Consider the following 26,458-nt stretch of genomic DNA (forward strand, 5'->3'; position numbering starts at 1 on the left):
TGGCGTCACCTCTTGTCAGCGCGTTGTCGGTCCGATCGGGTCGATCGTCCCGGTTTTCGCCCGGAAAGATCAAGACCACTGCCGGCGCCGCCGCAAAGGTACGGCACGGCGAATCCCTCCGCGACCCCCGGTCGGTCACGTGCCGATACCGATGCGGTGGCGGCGACTGCTCGGGGTCGGCGGCGTGGCGTCAGGCACCGGCGGAAGTGCCTCAATTTTGGCCAAGCGTGTAGGGGGAGTCGCGGACAGCACGATTCGGCCGGCTACGGAGGTCTCAGCCGCCGCGCAGGGGTGCCGAGTGGCGGTTTGGTCGGCTGCGCGGAGTAAGATTGACGGCGAGACGAAAGACCCGACACGGAGCGACGGACAGGGGCCGCAGGGCCCTTGATCATTGTCCCGCATCGGGTCGAGCCGATCGCGATCCGCGGGCGACCGCGGCGCCCGGCGTACGCGATCCGTGGCCTGGACATCCGGGGACCGGTCCGTGCGCGCCGACGTCGTGTGCTGTCCCGCCGAACCCGCGCCCCGCGCCCTGGCGCGGCCGGTGCGAGAAAGTGGCCGAGGGTGGCAGCGGAGGACAACAAGAAGTACGGCGCCGAGTCGATCACCGTTCTCGAGGGGCTGGAGGCGGTCCGGAAGCGGCCCGGTATGTACATCGGGTCCACCGGCGAACGCGGTCTGCACCACCTCGTGTGGGAGGTTGTCGACAACGCGGTGGACGAGGCCCTCGCGGGCTTCTGCGACACCATCGACGTGGTGTTGCTGGCCGACGGCGGCGTACGGGTCACCGACAACGGGCGTGGCTTCCCGGTCGATCTGCACCCGAAGCTGAAGAAGCCGGGTGTCGAGGTTGCGCTCACCGTGCTGCACGCCGGTGGCAAGTTCGACGGCAAGGCCTACGCCGTCTCCGGCGGTCTGCACGGAGTCGGCGTCTCCGTCGTGAACGCCCTCTCCACCAAGATGGCGGTGGAGATCCACAAGGACGGCTTCGTCTGGCGGCAGCAGTACCACCACTCCAAGCCGACCCCGCTGGAGAAGGGCGAGCCGACCGAGCGGACCGGCTCGGCGGTCTCCTTCTGGCCCGACCCGGACGTCTTCGAGACCGTCGACTTCGACTTCCAGACCATCTACCGGCGCCTGCAGGAGATGGCCTTCCTCACCCGTGGCCTCACCATCCACCTGCTCGACGAGCGGGTCGCGGAGACCGAGGAGGGCAAGCCGCGCGAGGTCACCTTCCGCTATGAGGGCGGCATCGCCGACTTCGTCCGGCACCTCAACGCCTCGAAGAACCCGATCCACAAGACGGTGGTCGAGTTCGGCACCGAGGAGGAGGGCATGTCAGTCGAGATCGCCATGCAGTGGAACGAGTCGTACGGCGAGTCGGTCTACACCTTCGCCAACAACATCAACACGCACGAGGGCGGCACCCACGAGGAGGGCTTCCGGGCCGCGTTGACCACCGTCGTCAACCGGTACGGCGCGGAGAAGAAGCTGCTCAAGGGCGACGAGAGGCTCTCCGGCGAGGACATCCGCGAGGGCCTGGCCGCGATCATCTCGGTCAAGCTGACCAACCCGCAGTTCGAGGGCCAGACCAAGACCAAGCTCGGCAATACCCCGGTGAAGAGCTTCGTGCAGCGGGTCTGCAACGAGTCGCTGGTCGACTGGTTCGACCGGAACCCGGCCGAGGCGAAGATCATCATCCAGAAGGCGTCGCAGGCGGCCCGAGCCCGGATCGCCGCCCAGCAGGCCCGCAAGCTGGCTCGGCGCAAGTCGCTGCTGGAGTCCGGCTCGATGCCGGGCAAGCTGGCCGACTGCCAGTCCACCGACCCGCGCGAGTCCGAGGTGTTCATCGTCGAGGGTGACTCGGCGGGCGGCTCGGCAAAGCAGGGCCGTGACCCGCGTACGCAGGCGATCCTGCCGATCCGCGGCAAGATCTTGAACGTGGAGAAGGCCCGGATCGACCGGGTCCTGAAGAACAACGAGGTCCAGGCGCTGATCACCGCGCTGGGCACCGGAATCCACGACGACTTCGACATCGAGAAGCTGCGCTACCACAAGATCGTGCTGATGGCCGACGCGGACGTCGACGGCCAGCACATCCAGACGCTGCTGCTCACCCTGCTGTTCCGGTTCATGCGTCCGCTGGTCGAGCTGGGGCACGTCTACCTGGCCGCCCCGCCGCTTTACAAGATCAAGTGGAACAAGAAGGGCGACGACGCCCAGTACGCGTACTCCGACCGGGAGCGGGACGGGCTGATCGCGCTGCGCCAGCAGAAGAAGCCCAACGCCAAGCCGGACGACATCCAGCGGTTCAAGGGTCTGGGCGAGATGAACTACCCCGAGCTGTGGGAGACCACGATGAACCCGGCCACCCGTACGCTGCGCCAGGTGACGCTCGACGATGCCGCAACCGCCGACGAGCTGTTCAGCGTGCTGATGGGCGAGGACGTCGAGGCGCGCCGTTCGTTCATCCAGCGCAACGCCAAGGACGTGCGGTTCCTCGACATCTGACGGATCGCGCCGGGCCGAGCGGAGATCCACCGGTCGGCCCGGCAATCCACAGAGTTATCCACAGTCCGGCCGGTATCCACAGCGGTTATCCACAGCGCGAATGCGACTTTGAGTCTGATAAGGGTTGACAGTGACCGATACTCCCGAGCCCACCCCACACGAACCAGAGACCCCGGAGACCCCGGCCGCAGTCGTGCAGCACGACCGCATCGAGCCGGTCGGCCTCGAGGTCGAGATGCAGCGCTCGTACCTCGACTACGCGATGAGCGTCATCGTCGGGCGGGCCCTGCCGGACGTCCGGGACGGGCTCAAGCCGGTCCACCGCAAGATCCTGTACGCCATGTTCGACTCCGGCTACCGGCCGGACCGCGGCTACGTGAAGTGTTCCCGGGTCGTCGGCGACGTGATGGGTCAGTTCCACCCGCACGGCGACTCGGCCATTTATGACGCGCTGGTCCGGATGGCGCAGCCGTGGTCGCTGCGCTACCCGCTGGTCGACGGCAACGGCAACTTCGGTTCGCCCGGAAACGATCCGGCTGCGGCCATGAGGTACTGCGTTACGGGAGATGCCCGGATTCGTACCGTCGGTGGTTCGATCCGGATCGACCAGGTCGTGCCGGACGCCGCGCCGAGCAGCGAGACGGACGTTGAGCTGAAGGTTCGCGACCGCAACGGCGACCTGGTCCGGGCCAGCAAGTTCTTCCACTCCGGCGAGCACCCCACGCTGCGGCTGCGCACCCGGGAGGGGTACGAGCTGACCGGCACCCACAACCACCCGGTGCTCTGCCTGGTGGACGTAGCCGGCGTGCCGACCCTGCTCTGGAAGCTGCTCGCCGAGATCTCCCCAGGCGACCGGGTGGTCATTCAGCGGTCGGTGCCGGACGAGATCGGCTACCCGATGCTGGAGCACGTCGAGGCCGCCGTCCTCGCGGGCGCGTTTGTCTCCGAAGGCTGGGTCTCCGAAGGGCGGGCCGGCTTCAACAACGTGGACCGGGAGTTCTTTATCCGCGTTCTCGCCGCCTACGACCTTGCCGTCGGCGGCCCTCGCTATGTCAGCCAGCGCAACATCGCCTCTGGCAGCCTGCTTCACGAACTTGACGTTCAGGACCTTTCGGCGCTGCGGAAGAGCCTGTTGGGCGAGATGGTCGGGGCGCGCAGCGCTGACAAGTTCGTGCCGGAGTTTGTCTGGCAGGGGCCGGCCGCCATCAAACGGGCGTTCCTTCAGGCGCTCTTCGAGGGCGACGGGTCGTCCTCGCTGCTGCCGCGGAACACCATCCAGATCTCGTACTCGACCCGCAGTGAACGGCTGGCCCGCGAGGTGCAGCAGCTGCTGCTCGAGTTCGGCGTGATCAGCCGCCAGTGCCGGTACGACAATGGCGAGATCAAGGTCGTGGTGACCAACCGTCGCGACGCCCGCATTTTCGCCGCCCACGTCGGTTTCCTCGGCCGTAAGCAGGCGAAGCTGGAGTCGGAGTTGGCGGCCGTCCCGGCGAGCAGCACGGCGCTCTCCAGCGACCACGTGCCGCTGGTCGGTGACTTCATCCGTGAGCACGGCGCGACGCGGTGGACCGAGCGGGACTGGCTGCGCCGGCACAACGTCGACCGGATCGAGCGGTGGGAGCGGGATCGCGACGAGATCGCCGCGCGGATCACCAACCGCGAGGTGCTCGACGTGGTCGAGCCGCTGGTCGACGGCCGGTTCTACTACGCCCAGGTGGCTGGTATCACCGACGCGGGCGTTCAGCCGGTCTACAGCATCCGGGTGGACACCGACGACCACTCGTTCATCTCCGACGGCTTCGTCAGCCACAACACCGAGTGCAAGCTCGACCCGCTGGCCATGGAGATGCTGCGGGACATCGACGAGGACACCGTCGACCTGCAGGACAATTACGACGGCCGGGCCAAGGAGCCCACCATCCTGCCGTCCCGGATCCCCAACCTGCTGGTCAACGGCTCCGAGGGCATCGCGGTCGGCATGGCCACCAAGATCCCGCCGCACAACCTGCGCGAAATCGGCGCGGCCGTGCAGTGGTGCCTGGAGAATCCGGACGTCGACGAGGCCACCACGCTCGAGGCGCTGCTGGAGATCGTCAAGGGGCCGGACTTCCCGACCCATGGCCTGATCGTCGGCCAGGCCGGCATTCAGGACGCGTACCGGACCGGGCGTGGCTCGATCCGGATGCGGGCCGTGGTCGAGGTGGAGGAGGACAAGCGGGGCCGCCCGGCGTTGGTGGTCAGCGAGCTGCCGTACCAGGTCAACCCGGACAACCTCGCCGAGCGGATCGCTGAGCTGATCAAGGAGGGCAAGCTCGCCGGCATCGCCGACATCCGGGACGAGTCCTCGGGGCGTACGGGTATGCGGATCGTGCTCGTGCTCAAGCGCGACGCGGTCGCCAAGGTGGTGCTGAACAACCTCTACAAGCACACCCAGCTTCAGGAGACGTTCGGCGCCAACATGCTGGCGCTGGTCGACGGGGTGCCGCGCACGCTCAACCTGGCCCAGTTCATCCGGTACTACGTCGAGCACCAGATCGAGGTCATCCGCCGGCGGACCGCGTTCCGGCTGCGCAAGGCGGAGGAGCGGGCGCACATCCTGCGCGGTCTGGCCAAGGCGCTCGACGCGCTCGACGAGGTGATCGCCCTGATCCGGCGCTCGCCCACGGTTGAGGACGCCCGCCAGGGCCTGATCCGGTTGCTGGAGATCGACGAGGTTCAGGCGACCGCGATCCTCGACATGCAGCTGCGCCGGCTGGCCGCCCTGGAGCGGCAGCGGATCCTCGACGACCTGGCCAAGCTCGAGCTGGAGATCGCCGACCTCAAGGACATTCTCGCCAAGCCGGAGCGGCAGCGGAAGATCGTCTCCGAGGAACTGGGCGAGATCGTCGCGAAGTGGGGCGACGACCGGCGTACGCAGATCGTGCCGTTCGACGGCGAGGTCTCGATGGAGGATCTCATCGCCCGCGAGGACGTCGTGGTCACCATCACCCGTACCGGGTACGCCAAGCGCACCAAGGTCGACCTCTATCGTTCGCAGCGGCGGGGCGGAAAGGGCGTCAGCGGCGCCACCCTCCGCCAGGACGACATTGTCAGCCATTTCTTCGTATGCTCTACGCACGACTGGATCCTGTTCTTCACCAACAAGGGCCGGGTCTACCGAGCGAAGGCGTACGAGCTTCCGGAAGCCAGTAGGGTGGCCAAGGGTCAGCACGTGGCCAACCTGCTCGCGTTCCAAGCGGACGAGCAGATCGCGCAGATTATCGAGATTCCGAACTACCAGGTGGCGCCCTACCTGGTACTGGCCACGAAGAACGGCCTGGTGAAGAAGACGCGGCTTGAGGAGTTCGACTCCAACCGTTCCGGCGGCATCATCGCGATCAACCTGCGCGATGAGGACGAGCTGGTCGGTGCTGCCCTCAGCGGTCCCGGTGACGATCTTCTGCTCGTCTCCAAGAACGCCCAGGCCATCCGCTTCAACGCCACGGACGAGGCGCTGCGCCCGATGGGCCGGGCCACCTCCGGCGTCATCGGCATGCGGTTCAGCGAGGACGACGTCCTGCTCGCCATGGAGGTCATCCGTAGCGAGGGCATGGAAGAGATGGACGTGCTGGTCGCGACGAATGGGGGATACGCGAAACGTACCCCGATCGAGGAATACCCGGTGCAGGGCCGGGGAGGTAAGGGCGTGCTGACTGCGAAGATCACTGAGCGGCGTGGTGGCCTGGTCGGTGCGGTGGTGATCAGCCCGGAGGACGAGCTGTTCGCGATCACCAGCAACGGTGGTGTCATCCGGACTCCGGTGAAGCCTGTACGCCGTACGCGTGACCGGAACACAATGGGGGTCAAGCTGATGGACCTCCCGGACGGCGTGACTATCGTGGCGATTGCTCGCAATGCCGACGAGCCTGACGAACAGGACTAGTTGATGACGGAGACACAGGCGAAGTCGGGGAACAAGGGGACCTCGGCCAACCCGGTCGACGAGGAGGCCGCAAAGGGCGGTACACCAGCGACCGGCCGCGCGGCCGTGGGCCGGGCCACGGTCCCCGCCGACGCGCCTGCCCCGAAGTTCACCCGGGCCCCCGGCATGACCCCGCCGCCTGACAAGCCCGCGGAGGAATCGGGGACGAGCGAGAAGTCTGACGAGACCAAGGTTGAGGCCGCGATCTCCACCGATGGCTCCGCTCGGACGGCCGCCGCGCCGCCGCTCGCCGCGACGCAGCCGATCAAGACGACGGGTACGACCCGGCCGTCGAGCGGCGCGACCGGCGTCCAGCCGCGCGCCGGCGCGGCCGGCACACCCGGGTCGGACGGTGCCCGGGCCGGCACGACGGGCCGGCCAGCCAATGGTGGTGGCCTGCCCGCGGGTGTCAGCGGGGCGGCGGCCGTCGGGGCGGCCCGGGTGGGTGAGGCGGTACGCAATGCGCGTACCTCGGTCAGCTCGGCCGCCTCGCGCGGACCGCGCCGGGCCCGGCTGAACCTCAAGCGGATCGACCCGTGGTCGGTGATGAAGTTCGCGTTCGCGGTCTCGGTGGTGCTCTTCATCGTGGTGGTCGTCGCCACCTCGGTGCTCTACCTGGCCTTGGACGCGATGGGCGTGTTCAAGGAGGTCAACGCGAGCCTGACCGACCTGGTCAACGCCAGCAACAGCGGGTCAGGTGGCGGCTTCCAGATCACCGCCAAGGGCGTGATCATGAGCTCCGCGCTGATCGGCTTGGTCAACGTCGTGCTCTTCACCGCGCTCGCCACCCTCGGCGCCTTCGTCTACAACGTCTGTGCCGACCTGGTCGGCGGGATCGAGCTGACGCTCGCCGAGCGGGACTGACCCGACGACGCCGCCGGGGCACTGCGTAAAGCGGTCGCCCCGGCGCCGCGTATCCGGGTAGGTTCTTCTTCAGGCGCGGGTGAGTGCCGCCACCGGCCCCCCGATTTGGGCGCGGAGGCGGCGATGGGTTAACCTTGGCCGTCGCCACGCGGGGCTATAGCTCAGTCGGTTAGAGCGCAGAGCTGATAACTCTGAGGTCGCTGGTTCGATTCCAGCTAGCCCCACCGCACGTCGTCCGACGGTAGTCGAGCGTGAGGGGTTGCCCCATGTTCAAGAAGCTCCTGATCCTAGCCGGCATCGTCGGCGTGGCCGCTGTGGTGGCCCGGAAGGTGAAGGCCGCGAACGACGAGCGTGCCCTCTGGCACGAGGCGACCACGGCGCCCGACCTGCGCTGAGCGGTCGCTCCGACTGCCAGCACCGGGCGGGTCCGCCCGACTCGGGGCCCTAGCTCAACTGGCAGAGCACTGCCTTTGCAAGGCAGGGGTTAGGGGTTCAAGTCCCCTGGGCTCCACCAATACCGCCTCTGACCTGTGGCGGAACACCTCGCAAGATCGTCCGGACCACGTCGGGACCACGTTACCGATGGTCCCGACGGCTGTCACTGCGTGAAGAGGTCGCCGAAGGAGCCCTCCGGGACCAGGCCGTCGACGTACTACGCAAGTGGGCAGGCATGCTGCCCTCACCGGTCGAGCCCAAGTTTTGAACGCCCTGTCTAGATATCCCGCGGCGGCAGGCAAGGTCGTTCCTGCTCGGGCTGCTGTCTGATGTGCACACCGGACATCTCAATGCGACGATCTTCGTTCTTCCAACCGGCAGCTCCGCTGCTCGGTCAGACGGCAGGCATCAGGGGATGGGGACAGGATGGCACCGGGCGATGACGCAGATCCAATCGCGGGTCTGCTCATCGATGCGTCTCGGTGCGCCCCCGCTCCATTTTGTGTCCAGCGCGTCGAACCCCCGCTCGTTGAACGCGTGGATCACGTCCCGCACGTAGTCCTCGCTGCTCTTGAGCAGGTGCGCGATGTCCGGCGTCGGCTGCCCCTGGACGGACATCAGCACCACGATCGCCCGGCGCAACTTCACCGGGTCCTTCGCCGTGCGGGTGATCCGCTGCAACCGCTGACCCTCGACCATCGACACCTGCCGGACGAACACCTCCGGGCGCCTGCCCACCGGCCACCACCTCCCATAAACGTCGGGAGACAGCCTGCCTGACGGGTTCTCGAAACCGCTGGATTACACGATCAACGTTCAAAGACGAGGCACTAGCCGAAAAAGCGAGGAGGCCGTGGCCAGGCCACGACCTCCTCGTTCGCTTCGTCTCTGGTTCAGTCTGTCTCGTTGTGGGTGCGTTTACTCGAACGCGGTGGTAAAGATCCGGACCTTGTAGAACCGGGCCCCGGAGCGGCTCTTCTTCGTGGTCGCCTTGCCCGAGGAGTTGAAGAACTGCACCGTGGGGCTCGCCCAGGGGCGCGAGCCGGTGTTGTCGCCGCGGATCCAGGCCCGCTCACCGCCGCGCTGGTTGACGTACGCCTTCACCCGCGTCGTGCCGGATACCTTCAACGTCCGGAAGGACCAGGTGTTGACCGAGTAGACGCCGCTGGTGTGGGTGATGAAGAGCGTGTCCTTGTGCGTGTACGACGGCTGCAGGTCGTGGCCGAGGTTCGGCACGAGCTTCCCGGCCGAGTTCTTGTACTTGCCGAGGTCGACGTAGCCGCCCTTGGCCGACAGCCGGGTCTTGCGGCCCGAGCCGGAGATGCTGAACGGCGTGAGCCTGCCCTCGCCGATCGCCCACAGGAACTTGTGCGTCGGGTCGTAGAGGACCCCATGTGCGCCCTTGAAGGAGATGGTCTGCACCTTCGCGAGGGTGCTCGGGCTGTTCGCGTTGCTCGGCGAGTACAGGGTCAGGTACCCGTTGGAGCTGGCAACCACGACGGACCCGTTCGGGATGCGTTCGATCGCGTGCGGGTTCCCGCCGGGCGTGGCCTGCCAGAGAATGTTGGCGGTGGTGGCCTTCTTCGAGCCGCTCTTCACCTGGACCATCGCGGCCTTGCCGCCGGAGGCGGCGACCAGTGCGACCGTGCCGTGCGAGGCGGTGTCCCGGAACTTCACATCGGACACGTTGGCCCACGCCCCGGTCTTGGCACCGGGGTTGAACTGCCAGCGCAGGTTCGCGTCGGTCCAGCTGACGTTGCGGTTCCATACCAGGATCCGGTTGCTGGACTGTTCGGTCATGGCCAGGTAGTAGTCGTTGGCGGCGTTAGCCGGCGTGGCGGTCGCGACGACGGTGGTGGCGGCGATCGCGACGCTCGTCAGTGCTGCCAGGATAGCTTTGCGCATGCGTTTTCCCCCGATAGGCAACGTCTGCTGCAGACAAAGGACCGTTGATCAACGGATGTCTGATCGAGACTAGCCAACATCAACAACTACTGGTTGTCCCCAGGACGGCCGATCGTTCGCCGCGACGTCTACAACGTCGCCCCTCCGTACCGGTCGTACGGCGGCAGGCTAGCGTCGAGGCGTGAGTTCCGGATCCCCGCGCGTCCTGCCGGCGGTCAGCGGCATCGCCGAGGCAGCGGCCGTCCTGCGTACCGGTGGGCTGGTCGCCTTCCCCACCGAGACGGTCTACGGGCTGGGCGCGAACGCGCTCGACGCCCGGGCCGCGGCTCGAATCTTCGAGGCGAAGGCCCGGCCCAGCTTCGACCCGCTGATCACCCACCTCGCCGACGCCGCCGACCTGACCCGCCTGGTCGGCGCGGTGCCGCCCGCGGTCGCCGCGCTGGTCGAGCGTTTCTGGCCCGGCCCGCTCACGCTGATCGTGGACCGGCCGGCGGCGATCCCGTCGATCGTCACTTCCGGCCTGGACACCATGGCGGTCCGGGTGCCGGACGAGCCGTCTGCCCGGGCGCTGATCGCCGCCGCCGGGGTGCCGGTGGCCGCCCCCAGCGCCAACCGGTTCGGGCAGCTCAGCCCGACTCGGGCCGAGCATGTGGTGGCCGGGCTGGGCGGCGCGGTGGACGTGGTGCTCGACGGCGGCCCGACCCGGTGCGGCATCGAGTCGACCATCGTGGACGCGCGGGGCGAACGGCCGGTGGTGCTCCGGCTGGGCGCGTTGCCGGTGGAGGCGCTGGTCGAGGCGGTCGGGCCGGTCGACGTACGACCGGGCAGCTCCGGCCAGCCCGTGGCGCCCGGCGCGCTGGCCGCGCACTACGCCCCGCGTACCCCGTTGCGGGTGGGGGCGGCGGAGTCGGCGCCCGGCGACGGTGGCCGGCGAGGGTTCCTGGCCTTCCGGGAGTGCCCGGCGGCCGGTGCTTGGGCGGCCGTGGAGGTGCTGTCGCCAGAGGGCGACCTGACCGCTGCGGCCGCGCGGCTGTTCGACGCCTTGCACCGGCTCGACGCGGCCGGGGTGACCGAGATCGTCGCCGAGCCGGTTCCGGACGTCGGGGTGGGGCGAGCGATCAACGACCGGTTGCGGCGGGCTGCCGCGACCTGGCATTGATCGTCACAGGTTCAGCTCGCCGCCCAATCACATCTGCCGGTGGATGATCTCCAGCTCAGGAAGGGTCCATGTCGCGGAATCGCTACCGGTCAGGGCGCCACCGGGCTTAGCGGGACAGTCTCGCCGCGATGGATGGTGCGCACCTGGCGGAGGAAGCCGCGCCGTCGGGCTTCCTCGACGAAGTGGCGCAGCGGCGAGCGGAACACCGGGTAGTCGTCGTAGTGGACCGGCACGGTCAACTTCGGCCGGATCAGTTCGACCACATCGGCGCCCTGCCTCGCGTCCATGGTGAGCAGGATGCCGGCGATCCTGGTGCCGCCGAGGTGGATCAGCATGGCGTCGATGTCCGGGTACCGCTGGGGGATCTGCGCCAGCTGTGGGCGGCTCAGGGTGTCCCCGGTGATGTAGAGACGGAACTCGCGGCGGCCGGCGCGTTTCAGGTCGACAAGCGTGCCCATCACATCGGGTAGCAGCCGGTCGAGCACACCGGGACCGTGCTGGCCGGGCAGCGCGGTCAACCGCAGCGTTTCGTCGCCCTGGTGCAGCTCGTACGACCGCCAGGTGGGCAGCCCCGCTGCCGCCTGGAAACCCCACCGGCACAGCTTCTGTTCCGCCTGCGGCGTGGTCACGATCGGCAGTTCCCGGCCCAGGCCCCGGCGGGCCACCCGGTCGAAGTGGTCGCCGTGCAGGTGGGACAGGATCACCGCGTCCAGCGCGGGCAGCTCCGGAATGGTGAGTGCCGGGTCGGTGCTGCGCTTTGACCAGAGCCCCTTGCCGAGGTACGCCCGCTGGCCGCGATGCAGGAAGTTCGGGTCTAGCGGTGGGGGAGGCGGTCGACCAGTCGGGTGAGCGCGCCGTTGGCGAAGGTCGCGCCGAGTGCGGAGCCGGCGGCGATCGTCCAGCCCACCGGGCCGAGTGGCGTGCAGCCGAAGAACTGACTGAGCCCCGGCGTCTGCACCACGCCGACCAGTACGCCGATCGAGGCGGCGGTGGAGGCGAGCACGGTGGGGCTGGTGCCGCCGGCCAGCACGGTCTGGCCGAGCTGGGTGCCGACCAGCGAGGCGAGCGCGACCGTCCCGGCCCGGCGTTCCCTACCGGTCCAGCGGGCCATCGTCCAGCCGGCGGTGGCGCCCAGCGTGGTGGCGCCCGCCCGCAGGGCGATCTCCCGGGTCATCGTTCCGCCGAGGGTGTTCGGCCCTTCGCCCAGCAGGTGGTCGGCCCGGTCGGAGGCGGGCGGGCGGACCGCGATGGCCAGCGCCGGCGCCAGGTCGGTGAGCAGGTTGACCAGCAGCAACTGTCGGCCGGTCAGCGCGGACCGGCCGGTGGCTGCGGCGGTCAGCACGCTGAACGCGATCTCGCCGAGGTTGCCGCCGACCAGGATGCTCAGCGCGTGGCGGACCGACGACCACATCGCCCGTCCCTCGACCAGGGTGGCGATGATCGTCTCCAGCCGGTCGTCGGTGACCACCAGGTCGGCGGCGGCGCGGGCGGCCGGGGTGCCGCGCTGGCCGAGCGCGATGCCCACGTCGGCCAGCCGGATCGCCGGGGCGTCGTTGGCACCGTCCCCGGTCATCGCCACCGTGCGTCCGAGCCGTTGCAGCGCCTGGATGATGCGGACCTTGTGGGCCGGGGTGCAGCGGGCCACCACGTCGGTCGTCATGAGCCGCTCGGCCAGCGCCTCGTCGTCGAGCAGGTCCAGGTCGGTCGCGGTGGCTACCCGCTGCTCCCCGTGGTCGGGACTGATCGTCGCGGCGATCGCCTCGGCGGTGGCCGGGTGGTCTCCGGTGATCATGATGGTGTGCACACCGGCCTGCCGGATCCGGCGCACGGCGGGTCGGGCGCTCTCCCGTACCCCGTCGGCGAGGGCCAGGAAGCCGATGAAGACCAGGCCGTTGACCTGGTCGTCGGTCACCGTCTCCTCGGGTACGCGGCGCTCGGCGACGGCGAGGATCCGGTGTCCGGCCCGGGCCCGCTCGGCCAGCATCGCGTGCAGGGCGTTCCGGCCCGCCTCGTCGAGCGGCTCATCACGCCGGCACCGGAGGGTCGTGCAGCGGGGCAGCACCGACTCGGGCGCGCCCTTCACGCTGAGTAGCAGCCCGTCGGCGGTCCGCCCGACGGTGGCGTGGTAGCCGCGGGACGGCTCGAACGGCAGCCCACCCACCGCCACCCACTCCGCGGTGCCGATCTGCTCTGTCACCTCGGCGGTCCCCGCACCCCGGCGTACCGCCCGGTCGGTCTGCTGGGGCAGTTCCTCCGGGTCGGCCGCCGCCGGGGTGGCGCGCAGCGCCGCAGCCAGGGTCAGCCGTAGTGACTCGTCCAGTTGCTCCGGCGGGGCGTAATGGTCGCCGCCGTCGCCTACCCCGGCCAGCAGCAGCTTGCCCTCGGTGAGGGTGCCGGTCTTGTCGAAGCAGAGCACGTCCACCCGGCCCAGCGCCTCGATGGTGCGCGGGTTGCGGACCAGCGCCCCGTGCTCGGCCAATCGCCGCGCCGCCGCCAGCTGTGCGGCGCTGACCAGGAACGGCAGACCTTCCGGCACCGAGGCGACGGCCAGGTTCGCGGCGGTCGCCGCCGTCTCCGCCAGGGGTACGCCCCGGAGCAGGCCCGCCCCGGCCACCGCGATCGCCGAGCCGGCCGCCAGCGGTACGGCGGAGCTGGTCAACTTCCCGAGCCGCGCCTCCACGCCGCTGGCCGGTGGGGCCTGCCGGGCCATGGCCAGGCTTCGTCCCGCCTCGGTCTCCTCGCCGGTCGCCACCACGACGCCGGTGCCGTGACCGGCGGCGACGGTGGTGCCCTCGTACAGCATCGAGTGTCGTTCGGCGACGGCCGCCGCCACCACCGGTTCGGGGCTCTTGCGCACCGGCAGGGACTCGCCGGTCAGCGACGACTCGTCGGCCTCCAACCCGTCGGCGGTGAGCACCCGGCAGTCGGCCGGGATCGCGTCGCCGGGACCCACCGCGACGACGTCCCCCCGCACCAGATCCTCGGCGGGCACCACCTGTTCGGCGCCGTCGCGGAGCACCCGGGCGGTCACCGCCGAGCGGGACAGCAGCTCGGCCAGGGACCGTTCGGTGTTGCGCTGGTGCACCGCGCCGACCAGGGCCGAACCGCCGACCACCCCGCCGACCAGGGCCGCGTCGACCAGCGAGCCGAACGCGGCGGAGAGCACCGCCCCGGCGGCGAGCACCGGGGTCAGCGGGTTCGCCAGCTCGTCCACGAACACGCGCAGCAGCCCGGCCGGGCCGCCGCCGTCGCCGGTCACGGCCCGGCGACGGCGTCGCACCTCCTCGCTGGTCAACCCGGCCGGGTCGGTGGCGAGCTGGTCCAACACGGTCGCCACCGGCATCAGGTGCCAGGCGGTCAGTGCGGGCACCGGCGAGCGGGTCCGGTCCGGCAGCCGGCGGGCCCGCCACACGCCGTGCGCGAAGGCGATCGCACCGGCGCCGTTCACCGCAGCGAGGGTCCGACCGGGCAGCTGCTCGGGGGCGGCGGTGAACGCGTTCAACGCCCCCAGGCCGCTGCCGGCCATCGCGATCCGGATGTTCTGCCGGGTCATCCGGCGGGCCACTCCGGTGGCATCGATCAGCAGGGCGGGTATCCGCAGATCGTCGCCGACCAGCAGGTGCGCGCCCCAGGGCGGAAGGTCGTCCGGGGCGGCCACGCCGAGCCCGCAGTCGGCGGCGCCGAGCGCGGCGCGGTCACCGGAGACGAGCATGACGACCGCACCGTCGCGTTGTAGGGCGCGTACCGACTCGGCGAGGCGGGGACCGGCGGGCAGCACGAGGTCGGCGAAGCCGTGCCGCTCGTCGTCGTCGTCGCTCGCGATCACGAGCCGCAGGCCGGCCTGGCGGGCGGCGGTGGGCAGGAGGTCCATGCCGGGTGCTGGCTCCGGCTCGACCCGGAGCACGGCGGCCAGGGCGTCGCCGGCCGCGAGGCCGAGCAGCGGACTTCCGCTTTCCCGGAGGCGGCGGCTGTCCGGGGTGTCTCCGGGATTGTCGGCGTCGATCCGGTCCAGCGGCCCGAGCCGCCAGCCGTCCGCCTCGTGCAGCGCGTTGGGGGCGGCCGGGTCGAAGAGTGCGAAGGCCCGGGCGGCGACCTGTGCGGTGTCCGCCCCGGGTAGGGGTGCCAGGTCGGCCAGCACGCCCCGGTCGGAGCCGAGGATGGCGCTGTCCAGCACCACCGTGTCGATCCGGTCCAACTGCCGCAGCACGCTGCGGTCCATCGCGATGACGCCGCGCCGGGCCAGCATCCGGCCGAGCTGTGCGGCGTACCCCTCCCGCCCGCTTCCCGGTGCCTTCGGCAGCGAGGAGATGGCCAGCGCCGCAGCCCGTTTGCCCCCGGCCACCGGCAGCGCGCCGGCACCGGCCGCCGCCCCGGCGGCGAGCACCCGGGTCACGTAGCGCTCCGCCGGACCGTCCGGCACCGGGCACGGGCGTTGCCCCTTCGGTACGCGGGCCACCGCGCGGTCCGGGTCCCCGGTCAGCCGCGGCTCCGCCTTGGTCCAGGCGGAAAGCTGGGCGCGGGCTTCGCCCCACTGCACCACCCGCTGTGCGCCGTCCAGGACTATCCCGGCCCAGCCGCCGGTCAGGCCCTGCACGACCGCCTCGGCGAGCGGGAAGAACAGGTCGGCGCGGGGGTCCGCGCGAATTCCCCGGTCGGCCAGCGCGTGCAGCTTCGGGTGCAGGTCGATCGCGGCGAGGAAGCCGGACACCTCACCGGGGACCGGAGCGAACGGCAGGACCCGGGTGGCTGCCGAGATGGTCAGGCCGAGCGCGTCGGAGGCCAGCGCGCCCAGGGTCCGGGGCGTGCGCGGGCCATCCTCGGGCGGGTGCGGCGGCGGGATATCCGAATCCGGCTCGTACGGGCACACCCGCTCGACCCGCGCGATGGTGGCGATCAGGTCGCGCAGTTTCGGCCTGGGTTCCTCGACCGCCACGACCACCCGGCCGGAGGGTGCGTTGGACCGGGCCCAGGCCACCCCGGGCAGCCGTTCCAGCGCCTCCTCGACCTGCCGGGCCAGCCGGTCCCCGCCGTCCTGGCAGACGCCGTGCACCTCGATGTGGTGCCGGCCGTCCAAGGTCCAGACCCGGCGTCGGGTCAGCCCGACGAACCGGGCCAGCCGGGTCGCCGCCGTACCCACGGTCTCGGCGGCTTCGGTGACGCTGTGCGGCACCGTGCCCTTCACGGCGTCACCGAGGCCCGCCCGGGCTGCGCCGGGCACCGCGGTGACGACGGTACGGGCTACCCGTGCGACGGCGGTTGGCACCACCACCGGCGCCAGCAGGAGGCCGGCGTACCGGCCCAGCGAGGTCATCGAGGGGTACGGCCGAGCCGCCGGCCCCGCTCCCCGGTGCCCCAGTCGCCGTACGCCATTTCGCCTCCCCCGGTTCGTCTCGGCGGCGACTTCCCGGCGTCGCGTCCGTTATGCCCTCCGGGCGGGGGAAGTTTCCGCGCCGCCGGCGGCATGGACGGGGTCGGCGGTGGAATGCGCGCCTCGGAGGGATATCACCGAAACCCGGGGAGGGCGGCATGAGCACGCTGACGCGGCAACTCAGCGGAGCGCACGAGATGATCAGGACGTACGGCCGGCGGGTGGAGGTCCCGGTGTTGGGCGAGGTGGCGGTGCCCCCGCCGGACAAGCTGGCCTACTACGCGGGGTTGGGCCTGCTCGCCGCGTTCCAGGTGATCGAGTGGCCGCTGGCCCTGGCGATCACCGCCGGGCACCTGCTGGCCGACCAGCACCTCTCCGGCGTGGTCCGGGGCTTGGGCGAGGCGCTGCAGTCGGCGTGACGAGACGAAGCTCACCGTTGACCTCAATACGGGTTCAGGTCCCAGGCTAAGGCCCATGTTGGTCGCACGTACGCCGGGCCGCCGGTGACCGCCACCGCCGCGCCGGCGGCTTCATCCGCGAAGCTGTACTCGCCGCGCCTGCGCGCGATGACCGTGGGCAGCGTCGCCCTGGTCTCGCTGCTGGCGTTCGAGGCTCTCGCCGTGGGCACCGCGATGCCCACGGTTGCCCGCAGCCTGGACGGGCTGACCCTGTATGCGCTCGCCTTCGGCGGTCCGTTCGCCGCCGGCGTGGTGGGCATGGTCGCCTCCGGCATCTGGTGCGACGCGCGGGGACCGCGTCCGTCGATGTGGCACGGGGTCGCCTGGTTCGTGGTGGGACTGGCTGTCGCGGGGGCCGCCCCGACGATGGGCGTGCTGGTCGCCGGCCGGGTGGTGCAGGGCTTCGGGTCGGGTCTGCTCTCCGTCGCGCTGTACGTGATCGTGGGGCAGGCGTACCCCGAGGAGTTGCGGCGGAAGGTCTTCGCCGCGTTCGCGGCGGCCTGGGTCGTACCGTCGCTGGTCGGTCCGGCGCTGGCCGGTCTGATCGTCGAGCACCTGGGTTGGCGCTGGGTGTTCCTGGCAGTGCCGGTGGTCGCGGTGCCGGCGGTGCTGTTGATCCAGCCCGGGCTGCGGGCGCTGGGCGCGGCGGTGTCGACCCGACCGCCAGCCGGTGCGTTGGCCCGGGTCGGCTGGGCCTGCGGGGCGGGGGCGAGCGCCGCACTGCTGCACCACGGGGGGCAGCAGCGCGGCGTGCTCGCCGCCGTGCTGGTGGCGGTGGCGCTGGCCGGGCTGCTGGCCTGCGCGCCGCGCCTGCTGCCGGCCGGTTTCCTGCGGGCCGGGCGAGGGCTGCCCACGGTGGTCGGCCTGCGCGGCCTCGCCTCGGCGGCGTTCGCCGGAGCGGAGGTGGTGATCCCGTTGATGCTCTCCCGGGAACGCGGTCTCTCGCCGACCGCCGCCGGCCTGGTGCTGACCGTCGGCGCGCTCACCTGGTCGGGGGGTTCGTGGATTCAAGGCCGGCTGGCCGCGCCGCGCTCCGCCGCCACCCTTCCCCGGGCCGGGCTGATCTGCATCACCGCCGGTACGGCCGGCGTGGCGTTGGCCGTGCTGCCGGACGTTCCGGTGGCCCTGGTGGTGTTCGCGTGGGCCGTGGCCGGCCTCGGCATGGGGTTGCTCTATCCGTCGCTGTCGGTGCTCACCCTGGCCCTCTCCGCGCCGGCCGAGCAGGGCCGCAACAGTTCGGCGCTGCAACTGGGCGACTCGCTCGCCGCCGCCACCGTGCTGGCGCTGACCGGGGCTGTGCTGGCGGCGGGATCGGCACCCGGTCCGGCGAGCTACGCCGTGACCCTGGCCGTGGCGGCCGGCTGCGGGCTGGTTGGCGTGCTGCTCTCCGGCCGGGTGGTGGTACGCCCGGCCGTTTCGTCCGGCCGATGAGGAACACGTACGGGGGAACCGCCCGAAGATGAAGGTTTCAGCGACTCACATTCGCTTTACCGTGACCGCATGCTGGTTTTCGTCACCACGGTGATTCTCTACGTGTTCGGCTTCGTCTTCCTCTACGGCGTGATCCGGATCGGTGTGCGGCACGGCATTGAGGACGTCGAGGCGCACCGCGCCCAACTGGCCCGGGCCGAGCAGCTCGCGACCTACGAGGATCGGACCTTCGCCCGCGACAACGCCTTCCTCACCGGCAGCTGACGTCCGGCCGGACGGTCGACGCGGGGGTCGGTGGGCGGTCGGCGCAGGGTCGACGCGCGGCGGGTGGGCGGGATCGGTTGCCGAGGTGCGAGGATCGCACCCGTGATGGGGACGCTGAAGACCGAACCTGCCCGTACCCGCCTGGACCTGCTGGCACCGCCGGTCGCCGCCGCGATGCAGCGGTGGCCCGGCGGGGCGCGTGTCGACGTCGACGACGTGCTGGTCGCCCCGATCGACGCTGAGCTGGCCGACACGGCCGCGTTCTGCGCCGCGTACGAGGTGGGGCTGGACGAGTCGGCGAACTGCGTGGTGGTGGCCGGCAAGCGGGGCGGCGAGACCCGGTACGCGGCCTGCGTCGTGCTCGCCACCACCCGGGCCGACGTCAACGGAGTGGTCCGTCGGATGCTGGACGTGCGCAAGGCGAGCTTCGCGCCGATGGCCGACGCGGTCGAGCTGACCGGGATGGAGTACGGCGGGATAACCCCGATCGGGCTGCCGGCGGAGTGGCCGATCCTGGTCGACTCGCGGGTGATCGCCACCCCGCATGTGATCATCGGGTCCGGCGTACGGCACAGCAAGATCGCGCTGCCCGGGCCGGCGCTCGGCGTGCTGCCCGGGGCGACGGTGGTGGAGGACCTGGCCAGGCCCGCCTAGCCAGCCAGCATCATCGATCTTGTTTCACGTGGAACCAGAGTCACTCGGCCGATTCGCGCTGCTCGACCTCGCGGAGGGCGGCGAGCAGGGTCTCCGGCTCCTGGGCGCCGGTGACGGCGTACTTTCCGGCCAGCACGAAGGTCGGCACGCTGGAAACGCCGAGCTGGTGTGCCGCGGCCAGGTCGGCGGCCACCTCGCGCCGGCCGAGGTTCGACGTCAGATAGTCCCGGGTCTCGGCCTCGTCCAGACCGACCTCCGCGGCCAGCTTGACCAGCGCGTCCGTCGAGCCGACGGCCACGCCGTCGTGGAAGTGCGCCCGATAGAGGGCCTCGACCAGCTCGGCGGCCCGGCCCCGCTCGGCGGCGTACCGGACCAGCCGGTGCGCCTCGAAGGTGTTGGCCTGCACCGCGCGGTCGAAGCGCAGGTCGAGCCCCACGCCGGCGGCGACCTGGGTCACGTGCGCGAACATCCCCTCGGCCCGCTCCCGGCCTCCGAACTTGGCGGCCATCGCCTCGACCAGCGGCTTCGGCTCGGTCACCGGCGTGGGGTCGAGCTGGAACGGTCGGAACCGGATGGTCACGTCGCCCTCGTACGACTCCAGCGCCTGCTCCAGCCGGCGCTTGCCGATCCAGCACCAGGGGCACACGACGTCGGCGTAGATCTCAATCTCCATGATCGGAGACAACCCGTCGATCAGGAGATCTGTTCCCGGACCTGGCGCTTGAGTCGGGCCAGGATCGCGTTGCCGCCGCGTACCCGCAACGGGCTGATCGCCTGGGCCAGCCCCATCCGCTGGTAGAGGTCGTCCGGGACGGCCAGCACCTCCTCGGCGCTCGCCCGGGCCAGCCCTTCGGCGAGGATGCCGGCGAAGGCGCGCGTGGTCGGCGCCTCCGGCGGGCAGTCGAAGATCGTACGCACCGTCCGGTCCGGCTCGACCTCGGCGCGCAGGAAGAAGGCGGTCTGGCACTCGGGGACCTGTTCCAGCTCCGCCCGGTTCAACTCGGCCGGCAGGGGCGGCACGATGTCGGCGTACTCGAGGAGCATCTCCAGCACCACGTCGCGGGGTGCGGCGGCGAACTCGTCGACGATCTCGGCCAGCTTGCTCGGCATTTCGGGCATCCCCTGCCTTCCTTTCATGCCAGGTCGCTGAGGGAGACGATGCCGACCAGTTTGCGCTCGTTGTCGCAGACCAGTACCCGACGGATGTTGCGTTTCCGCATCAGGGTGGCTGCCTCGCTCGTGGTGCAGTGCTGCTCGATCATTACCACCTCCCGGGTGATGATCGAGCCGATCGTGGTGGCCGCCGGATCGGCCCGCTCGGCCACCGCCCGGACGACGATGTCACGGTCGGTCAGCATGCCGGCGAGCGTCGCCCCGTCGGTGACCACCACGTCGCCGATGTCAGACTCCCGCATCACCCGGGCCGCCTCGTCCAGGGTCGTCTCCGCCGACAGGTAGACCACCTGCTTGGTCATCACGTCGCTGACCCGGTACATGAGAGCCTCCGTACCCATCGATCCGACACCGGTACCCCATGGCGCGTCCGCTACACCCCGGCGCGGTGCGCCCCGCGTACCTCGTCGAGCAGGCGTTCGACCAGGCCGGCGACCGGCAGCTCGACCCGCTCACCGGAGGCGCGGTCGCGCAGCTCGACGTACCCCTCGGCGAGACGGCGGCCGACCACGACGGCGCGCGGGATGCCGACCAGCTCGGCGTCGGTGAACTTCACCCCGGCCGAGACGTGGGTGCGATCGTCGACCAGCACCCGCAGGCCGGCGCCGGCGAGGCGCTCGCCGAGCTCCAGCGCCGCGTCGAGCTGCGGCCCCTTCCCGGCCGCCACCAGGTGTACGTGGCACGGCGCGACCGCCGCCGGCCAGACCAGCCCCCGGTCGTCGTGGTGCTGCTCGGCGACCGCGGCCACCGCCCGGGAGACGCCGATGCCGTAGCAGCCCATGGTGGGCCGGACCGGCTTGCCCTCCGGGCCGAGCACGTCGACGGTGAACGCGTCGGTGTAGCGGCGGCCGAGCTGGAAGATGTGCCCCACCTCGATGCCCCGCCGCATGGTCAGCTCGCCCGTCTCGCAGGCCGGGCAGGGGTCGCCGGGGCGCACCTCGGCCGCCTCGATCGTGCCGTCCGGGGTGAAGTCCCGCCCGCAGACCACGTCGACCGCGTGCCGGCCCGGCTCGTTCGCCCCGGTCAGCCAGGCGGTGCCGGGGACCACGCGTGGATCGACCAGATAACGGACGCCGTGCTTGGCGAGGATCTGCGGCCCGATATAGCCGCGGACCAGCTCGGGATGGTCCGCCCAGTCCTCGAAGACCGCCACCGTGGCCGGGGCGAGTACCGCCTCGACCCGCTTGAGGTCCACCTCGCGGTCGCCCGGCAGGCCGATCACCAGCAGCTCGCCGGTCTCCGCACCCGGCCGGCGTACGGTCAGCACCACGTTCTTCAAGGTGTCGGCGGCGGTCCAGCCCGTCCGGCCGCCGAGGGCGCGGGCGTTCGCCAGCTCGACCAGCGAGGCGATGGTCGGCGTCTCCGGGGTGTCGTGCACCTCCATGGTCGGGCGCGCGTCGGGGTCACCGGCGGTCGGGGCGCGGGTCGCCACCGCCTCCGTGTTGGCCGCGTAGCCGCAGGCGGTGCAGCCGACGAAGGTGTCCTCGCCGACCGGGGTCGCGGCCAGGAACTCCTCCGACGCGGAGCCGCCCATCGCGCCGGACATCGCGCGCACCACCGTGAAGTCCAGCCCGAGCCTCTCGAAGATCTTCGTGTACGCATGGCGGTGCCGGTCGTAGGCTTTCTGTAGCCCTGCATGGTCCAGGTCGAACGAGTACGCGTCCTTCATCAGGAACTCGCGCCCGCGCAGCACACCGGCCCGGGGCCGCGCCTCGTCCCGGAACTTCGTCTGAATCTGGAACAGCGTCACCGGGAAGTCCCGGTACGAGCTGAAGAGGTCCTTCACCAGCAGCGCGGCCATCTCCTCGTGGGTCGGGGCGAGCAGGTGCTCGGCACCCCTCCGGTCGGCCAGGGTGAAGATGTCGTCGCCGTACTCCGTCCACCGCCCGCTGGTCCGGTAGGGCTCGGCGGGCAGCAGCGCCGGGAAGTGCACCTCCTGGTCGCCGATCGCCGCCATCTCCGACCGGACGATCTCGGTGACCCGGTCCAGCACCAGCTTGCCGAGCGGCAGCCAGGTGTAGCCGCCCGGGGCGGCGCGGCGGATGTAGCCGGCGCGGAGCAGCAGCCGGTGGCTCGGCACCTCGGCGTCGGCCGGGTCCTCACGCAGGGTCCGGAGCAGCAGGGTCGACATGCGCAGCAGCATTGCCGCAGCGTACGGCGAGCGTGGCTGGGCGCGCGATCCTTTTCGGGTCACGCATCCTGGCCCAGGCGGAAGCGCCGCGAGCTCGTGCGCGTATGGCTGTAGAGGCCATCGAGATCCGGCTGGGTACTCCGGCGTCGGATCAGGCGGCCGCGGTGCCGGGTTGGCCTAGCATTCGTCAATGCGAATGACTCCGTCGGCCCATGCCACCAGCCAGTACGCGACGACGACCCGCAACCTCGCCACGCGTATCGCGCTGCACGACTACGGCACCAACCCGCAGGGATGGTTCGACTGGCTCGACGAGCGGCTGCCCCTGGCCGGGGATGTCCTCGAAGTCGGGGCCGGCACCGGCAAGCTGTGGGGCCACGTCGATCACCTCGGTCGAGGGCTCAACCTGACCCTGACGGACTTCTCGCCCGCCATGTGCACGCAACTGTTGACGATCCCCGGTGCCTGCGTCCAGCAGTGCGACGCCACCAACCTGCCGTTCTCCGACGCGAGCTTCGACACGGTCATCGCCAACCACATGCTCTACCACCTCGACGACCCGGTCGCCGCGCTGCGCGAGTTCGCCCGGGTGCTCCGCCCCGGCGGTCGGCTCGCCGTCGCCGTCAACGGCCGCGACCATCTCGACGAGCTCAACGCCATCGGCTCGGCCATCGGCCGGCCAGACGTGGCGCTCGGGTTCAACCAGAATGACGCCACCGCCGAGACAGCGCCGGGGTGGATGGCCAGCCACTTCACCGACGTCAGCGTCGAGCGATACCCGTGCGACCTCGATATCCCCACGTCGGAGCCGATCCTCGCGTATCTCGCCAGCATGCCCGGCGAGCCGCTCACGCCCGAGCAGTGGTCGGCCGCCCGCGACCTCATCGAGGCCCGGATCGACGCCGAGGGCGTTTTCCGGGTACGCAAGCACGCCGTCCTCATCACGGCTGCGCGCTGAGGTGCTACGCCACACCGTCGGGGCACACGGCGCTGACAGGCCAGCGGGGCCTGGCGTGGGGGCCGGTCTGGCCCGAGGGCGTTTGGTTCCCTGAGGCGCTACGAACTTGATGGCGTGGTCAATCCCGCCCGCGCACCGGGCCGATGTGACCGATCCGGTGTCCCAACCAGTCATCACAGATGACAGCCCACCGGACCACGGGAGTGAATCTTGGACCAGAACATGCGCCTACTCTTCGACCGCGCCCTGGCTGACGAGCCCGAGCCGCCGCTGGGTGACCTGGCCGGCCAAGCCATGGCCACCGGTACGAGCCTGCGCCGCCGACACCGATTGGCGGCAGCGGGGGTGGCGGGCGTTGTCGCCATCGCGGGGTTGGGGGTGGTGAGCGTGGCGACACCACCGGATTCGGCGCCATCGGAGACGGTGCCAGCGGGGTTCGCGAGGCTGGTGAACCCGGCATGCATTCGGCCGGTGGTCCGCGGCGTCGCAACCGATGTCTCGATCTTCCTGACCCCGGATGTCACCGATCAGCAGCGCAGCGCGGTGGAGCGAGCGCTGGAGGAGAATTCGGCAGTCCGCACCATAGTCTTCGTAAGCCGCGAAGAAGCCCTCGCCAGGTTCAGGAAGGCGTACGAGGACCAGCCGGAACTTGTCGCCGGCGTCCAAGCCAGCCAGCTGCCGGAGTCGTTTCGGATAAAGCTGTCTGGACGCTCACAGTACGCCGATCTGGCGGCTCGCTTCAGGCGCATGCCCGGGGTCGACGAGATGATTGGCACCTACTGCCCTGCCGGGGCGAACGCCTGGACGGACAGGTGATGGCAGCTGCCCGGACCGCCCCCGTCATGGAAGCAACGGCCGGCGAGGCCCGGCATGGTCTGGTGGCCCGGTGGGGAGCGGCCCGACGGCGTGCGCAGGCCGACCGGCAGGCGGAGTTCACCGCGTTCGTGGCGGCCACCGCGCCGAGGCTTCGGCGTACTGCCTATCTGATGTGCCGGGACTGGCACCTCGCCCAGGACCTGACCCAAATCACCTTCGCGAAGATGTACGCATCGTGGGGCAGGATCCGGCGCACCACGAATCCCGAGGCGTACAGCCGCCGCGTGCTGGTGAACGCCATCTTCGATCAGAAGAAGCGGCGTAGCGACTCCGAGCTGGTGCTCGCCGAGCTACCCGAGGCACCTCATCACCGGCCCGACGACACCGTGGAACTGCATGTCGCCCTGCTGCGGGCCCTGGCCAGCCTGCCCGTCCGCGACCAGGCCATCGTGGTGCTGCGGCACTGGGAGGATCAGAGCGTCGAGACGGTCGCCGGCATCCTCGGCGTGTCCGTGTCGGTGGTCAAGATGCAGAACGCCCGCGCTCTGAGCCGGCTGCGAGCGGTGCTGGGCGAGGACTTCGTGCGGACCTGACGGCCCTCGTGCCACCGACAGCCACCGATCAGCTGACCCGAGCGCTCCGGTGGCGGCTGTAGGTGAGGTCGAGGGTGACCGGCAGGTCCGGCCTGCCGACGGCGTACCGGATGCGGGGCAGCGCGAGGGTTTCGAGCTGCTCGTGCAATGCGGCGATGTCGATGTCGGGATCGGCCGTGACCTTCAACGCCAGGCGGGGAGCGTCCGGGCTGCCCCAGAGCCGGGTGTCGACGTCGTCCACACCCGGCCAGTTCTCGACTTCGGCGTTGACGGCGGTGGCGAGGGCACCGGAGTCGAGCACGGTGCGTTCGGTGTCGCCGTCGGCGCCGATGTTGATGCGCCGCTGGCCGGGTTCGATGGTGACGACGGCGGCCAGCCAGCGCAGGCCGAGCAGCGCGAGGATCGCGGCAGCCACGGCCGCCACCGGCCAGAACCAGCCGGCGTGAGCACTGACGAAGCGCGCGGCCGGATTGTCGAGCAGACGCTGCCCGCCATGGTTCGGGCCGAAAAGGTTGGTGCCGGCGAGGAGGATCGTGATGCCGGCGGCGAGCAGGACCAGCGCGAGGACGGTGAGCAGCGTTCGGTGGGTGCGGTCGGCGCGCATCAGCGATGCTCCTCCTTGTCGATCCGTACGGTCAGGGCCGGTGCCGTGGCCAGGCGCAGCGCGTCGAGGCGGTGCTGGGCGGCCGAGGCCACCGCCTCGTGCAGGGTGTCCACCGGCGCTGCCCCGTCGTGGACCTCGGCGCGGACGCGTACGTGGTGCTGGCCGACCATGACATGGGCATCCTGGACGCCGTCGACCTCGATGGCCGCGTTGCGCAACGTTCGGGCCAGGCCGCGACGGGTGATGGCGGCGTCGGTGGCGGAATTGACGGGCTGCAGCCGCAGCCGGTCGGGCCGACGGGGCTTGAGCTGCGCGGCGAGCAGAAGCAGACCGACGACGGCGAGGACCACACCGATCAGCCGCACCAACGCGCTGCCCCAGGTGGTGCCGGACGCCCAGCGGTACAGGCCGGGCCAGTCCAGCACGATCGGCTTCGCCCCGACCAGGTGGGCGACGATCTCGATCAACACGAGTACGGCGCCGAGGGTCAGCCCCAGGCTCAGCAGGAACGCGAGCAGACGGTTGGTGATTCTCATCCCGGGCCTCGATTCACCGCACCCGGCTGTCGGCCGGGCGGTCGGTGACCAGGTCGGTGACGGTGATCCCCACCTCCTGGACCCGCAGCCCGGTCAGGTCCGACACTCGGGTCCGGACGCGGTCGCGGACCTGGGCGGTGACCTCCGGTATGCACGCCGGCCAGCGGACGCTGATGGACAATTCGATCCTGGTCACCGAGCCCTCGATGTGGGCGGACGCCTGCGCGGCGGCGTCCAGGTCGGACCGTCGGATACCGAAGCGCCCTGCTCCGGGCAGGGACCGCCCGAGAACGCGCGGCGTCGCGCTGCCCGCCTCGGCGATTTCCCGCGCCGCCCGGGCGGCGATCTTCTCCACGACGCGGTCGTGGATGTTCAGCCGGCCGAGTTCCTCGTGCACCGACCGGCCCGGCCCGACCGCTGTCGCGTCGGTCACCGCGGTCACTGGGTGCTCCGCCGGCGGCCCTGGACGTACGGGGCGAGATTGACCTCGCCGGCGAAGAACTTCGACACCGCCCAGCCGATCAGCGCGAACAACGCGACGATCACCATCTGACCGAAGCTGCCGAATGCCACGGCGAAACCCAACGCCAGGCCGGTGCCGACACCTATCAACTTGATCATGCTGTCGCTCTCTCCA

Annotated in this window: 24 protein-coding genes and 2 tRNA genes; 14 read left to right on the forward strand and 12 right to left on the reverse strand. The window is 70.7% G+C overall.

The genetic code is table 11. The features are described from left to right. The first annotated feature begins 564 nt into the window (after window positions 1-564). From gyrB to ABZ671_RS14710, 6 genes are all read left to right on the forward strand, one after another. Complete coding sequence (gene gyrB, locus ABZ671_RS14685) at window positions 565-2,511, forward strand: DNA topoisomerase (ATP-hydrolyzing) subunit B (protein ID WP_357856911.1); 1,947 nt, start codon at window positions 565-567, stop codon at window positions 2,509-2,511. A gap of 193 nt (window positions 2,512-2,704) precedes the next feature. Beyond that, on the forward strand, window positions 2,705-6,433 hold the full coding sequence (gyrA, locus tag ABZ671_RS14690) for an intein-containing DNA gyrase subunit A (RefSeq protein ID WP_357857147.1): 3,729 nt from the start codon (window positions 2,705-2,707) through the stop codon (window positions 6,431-6,433). 3 nt (window positions 6,434-6,436) lie between these two features. Next, window positions 6,437-7,336, forward strand: coding sequence for a DUF3566 domain-containing protein (locus ABZ671_RS14695; RefSeq protein ID WP_357856914.1), 900 nt, complete (start codon window positions 6,437-6,439; stop codon window positions 7,334-7,336). Between the two features lie 150 nt (window positions 7,337-7,486). After that, window positions 7,487-7,560: transfer RNA gene (locus ABZ671_RS14700), tRNA-Ile, on the forward strand. Window positions 7,561-7,602: 42 nt separating this feature from the next. Further along, window positions 7,603-7,731 carry a DLW-39 family protein gene (locus tag ABZ671_RS14705; RefSeq protein WP_357540624.1) on the forward strand — a complete coding sequence of 43 codons (129 nt, stop codon included), beginning with the start codon at window positions 7,603-7,605 and terminating at the stop codon, window positions 7,729-7,731. A gap of 43 nt (window positions 7,732-7,774) precedes the next feature. Then, window positions 7,775-7,850, forward strand: a tRNA-Ala gene (locus tag ABZ671_RS14710). Between the two features lie 329 nt (window positions 7,851-8,179). On the opposite strand, the gene ABZ671_RS14715 is transcribed toward ABZ671_RS14710, so the two are convergent. Then, entirely contained in the window at window positions 8,180-8,509 is a 330-nt protein-coding gene (locus ABZ671_RS14715) for a helix-turn-helix domain-containing protein (RefSeq protein WP_357856919.1), read from the reverse strand. A gap of 180 nt (window positions 8,510-8,689) precedes the next feature. Further along, entirely contained in the window at window positions 8,690-9,676 is a 987-nt protein-coding gene (locus tag ABZ671_RS14720; protein WP_357856922.1) for a DUF6528 family protein, read from the reverse strand. A gap of 205 nt (window positions 9,677-9,881) precedes the next feature. Here ABZ671_RS14720 and ABZ671_RS14725 point away from each other — a divergent pair, with 205 nt between their 5' ends. Beyond that, the gene (locus ABZ671_RS14725) at window positions 9,882-10,835 is read left to right on the forward strand and encodes an L-threonylcarbamoyladenylate synthase (RefSeq protein WP_357857150.1); all 954 of its coding nucleotides are present in this window, start codon (window positions 9,882-9,884) and stop codon (window positions 10,833-10,835) included. An 89-nt stretch (window positions 10,836-10,924) separates the two neighbouring features. Here the strand turns inward: ABZ671_RS14725 and ABZ671_RS14730 are convergent, their stop codons facing one another. Further along, window positions 10,925-11,761: an MBL fold metallo-hydrolase gene (locus ABZ671_RS14730; RefSeq protein ID WP_357857154.1), complete on the reverse strand. Its 837-nt coding sequence runs from the start codon at window positions 11,759-11,761 to the stop codon at window positions 10,925-10,927. Then, a complete protein-coding gene (locus tag ABZ671_RS14735; protein ID WP_357856925.1) occupies window positions 11,650-16,146 on the reverse strand; it encodes an HAD-IC family P-type ATPase in 4,497 nt (1,498 codons plus the stop codon). Before ABZ671_RS14735 ends, ABZ671_RS14730 begins: the two co-directional genes overlap by 112 nt. A 215-nt stretch (window positions 16,147-16,361) precedes the next feature. Between ABZ671_RS14735 and ABZ671_RS14740 the strand changes: the two genes are divergently transcribed. From ABZ671_RS14740 to ABZ671_RS14755, 4 genes are all read left to right on the forward strand, one after another. Further along, window positions 16,362-16,622: a hypothetical protein gene (locus tag ABZ671_RS14740; RefSeq protein WP_357856928.1), complete on the forward strand. Its 261-nt coding sequence runs from the start codon at window positions 16,362-16,364 to the stop codon at window positions 16,620-16,622. A gap of 84 nt (window positions 16,623-16,706) precedes the next feature. Next, the gene (locus ABZ671_RS14745; protein WP_357856931.1) at window positions 16,707-18,092 is read left to right on the forward strand and encodes an MFS transporter; all 1,386 of its coding nucleotides are present in this window, start codon (window positions 16,707-16,709) and stop codon (window positions 18,090-18,092) included. 69 nt (window positions 18,093-18,161) lie between these two features. Then, on the forward strand, window positions 18,162-18,356 hold the full coding sequence (locus tag ABZ671_RS14750; protein ID WP_357856934.1) for a hypothetical protein: 195 nt from the start codon (window positions 18,162-18,164) through the stop codon (window positions 18,354-18,356). Window positions 18,357-18,461: 105 nt separating this feature from the next. Continuing rightward, entirely contained in the window at window positions 18,462-19,010 is a 549-nt protein-coding gene (locus ABZ671_RS14755) for a YbaK/EbsC family protein (RefSeq protein WP_357857156.1), read from the forward strand. Between the two features lie 40 nt (window positions 19,011-19,050). On the opposite strand, the gene ABZ671_RS14760 is transcribed toward ABZ671_RS14755, so the two are convergent. Genes ABZ671_RS14760 through ABZ671_RS14775 form a run of 4 tightly spaced genes read right to left on the reverse strand, consistent with a single transcriptional unit; the run spans window position 19,051 to window position 22,326 of the window. Then, window positions 19,051-19,683 (reverse strand): DsbA family oxidoreductase, encoded by a 633-nt coding sequence (locus tag ABZ671_RS14760; RefSeq protein WP_357856937.1) that lies wholly within the window; start codon window positions 19,681-19,683, stop codon window positions 19,051-19,053. 20 nt (window positions 19,684-19,703) lie between these two features. Continuing rightward, entirely contained in the window at window positions 19,704-20,129 is a 426-nt protein-coding gene (locus ABZ671_RS14765) for a SufE family protein (RefSeq protein ID WP_357856940.1), read from the reverse strand. A 14-nt stretch (window positions 20,130-20,143) separates the two neighbouring features. After that, window positions 20,144-20,506 (reverse strand): CBS domain-containing protein, encoded by a 363-nt coding sequence (locus tag ABZ671_RS14770; protein WP_357857159.1) that lies wholly within the window; start codon window positions 20,504-20,506, stop codon window positions 20,144-20,146. Window positions 20,507-20,556: 50 nt separating this feature from the next. Then, window positions 20,557-22,326 carry a proline--tRNA ligase gene (locus ABZ671_RS14775; protein WP_357856942.1) on the reverse strand — a complete coding sequence of 590 codons (1,770 nt, stop codon included), beginning with the start codon at window positions 22,324-22,326 and terminating at the stop codon, window positions 20,557-20,559. A 178-nt stretch (window positions 22,327-22,504) separates the two neighbouring features. On the opposite strand from ABZ671_RS14775, the gene ABZ671_RS14780 reads away from it, so the two are divergent. The 3 genes from ABZ671_RS14780 to ABZ671_RS14790 all read left to right on the forward strand — a co-directional run bounded on the left by ABZ671_RS14780 (window position 22,505) and on the right by ABZ671_RS14790 (window position 24,681). Continuing rightward, entirely contained in the window at window positions 22,505-23,272 is a 768-nt protein-coding gene (locus ABZ671_RS14780; protein WP_357856945.1) for a class I SAM-dependent methyltransferase, read from the forward strand. A gap of 210 nt (window positions 23,273-23,482) precedes the next feature. Beyond that, a complete protein-coding gene (locus tag ABZ671_RS14785; protein ID WP_357856947.1) occupies window positions 23,483-24,088 on the forward strand; it encodes a permease-like cell division protein FtsX in 606 nt (201 codons plus the stop codon). Next, the gene (locus tag ABZ671_RS14790; RefSeq protein ID WP_357856950.1) at window positions 24,088-24,681 is read left to right on the forward strand and encodes a SigE family RNA polymerase sigma factor; all 594 of its coding nucleotides are present in this window, start codon (window positions 24,088-24,090) and stop codon (window positions 24,679-24,681) included. The genes ABZ671_RS14785 and ABZ671_RS14790 overlap by 1 nt, the downstream gene beginning before the upstream one ends. A gap of 28 nt (window positions 24,682-24,709) precedes the next feature. Here the strand turns inward: ABZ671_RS14790 and ABZ671_RS14795 are convergent, their stop codons facing one another. From ABZ671_RS14795 to ABZ671_RS14810, 4 genes are read right to left on the reverse strand one after another with little or no spacing between them, the layout of a single operon-like run. Continuing rightward, window positions 24,710-25,285: a hypothetical protein gene (locus ABZ671_RS14795; protein WP_357856953.1), complete on the reverse strand. Its 576-nt coding sequence runs from the start codon at window positions 25,283-25,285 to the stop codon at window positions 24,710-24,712. After that, window positions 25,285-25,821, reverse strand: a complete 537-nt coding sequence (locus tag ABZ671_RS14800; RefSeq protein ID WP_357856956.1) for a DUF6286 domain-containing protein — start codon at window positions 25,819-25,821, stop codon at window positions 25,285-25,287. The genes ABZ671_RS14795 and ABZ671_RS14800 overlap by 1 nt, the downstream gene beginning before the upstream one ends. A 13-nt stretch (window positions 25,822-25,834) precedes the next feature. Continuing rightward, the gene (locus ABZ671_RS14805) at window positions 25,835-26,263 is read right to left on the reverse strand and encodes an Asp23/Gls24 family envelope stress response protein (protein WP_357856959.1); all 429 of its coding nucleotides are present in this window, start codon (window positions 26,261-26,263) and stop codon (window positions 25,835-25,837) included. After that, a complete protein-coding gene (locus ABZ671_RS14810; protein WP_357856962.1) occupies window positions 26,260-26,442 on the reverse strand; it encodes a hypothetical protein in 183 nt (60 codons plus the stop codon). Before ABZ671_RS14810 ends, ABZ671_RS14805 begins: the two co-directional genes overlap by 4 nt. Window positions 26,443-26,458: the final 16 nt, after the last annotated feature.

This window comes from Micromonospora sp. NPDC006766 (genome assembly GCF_040636055.1).
GTDB lineage: Bacteria > Actinomycetota > Actinomycetes > Mycobacteriales > Micromonosporaceae > Micromonospora.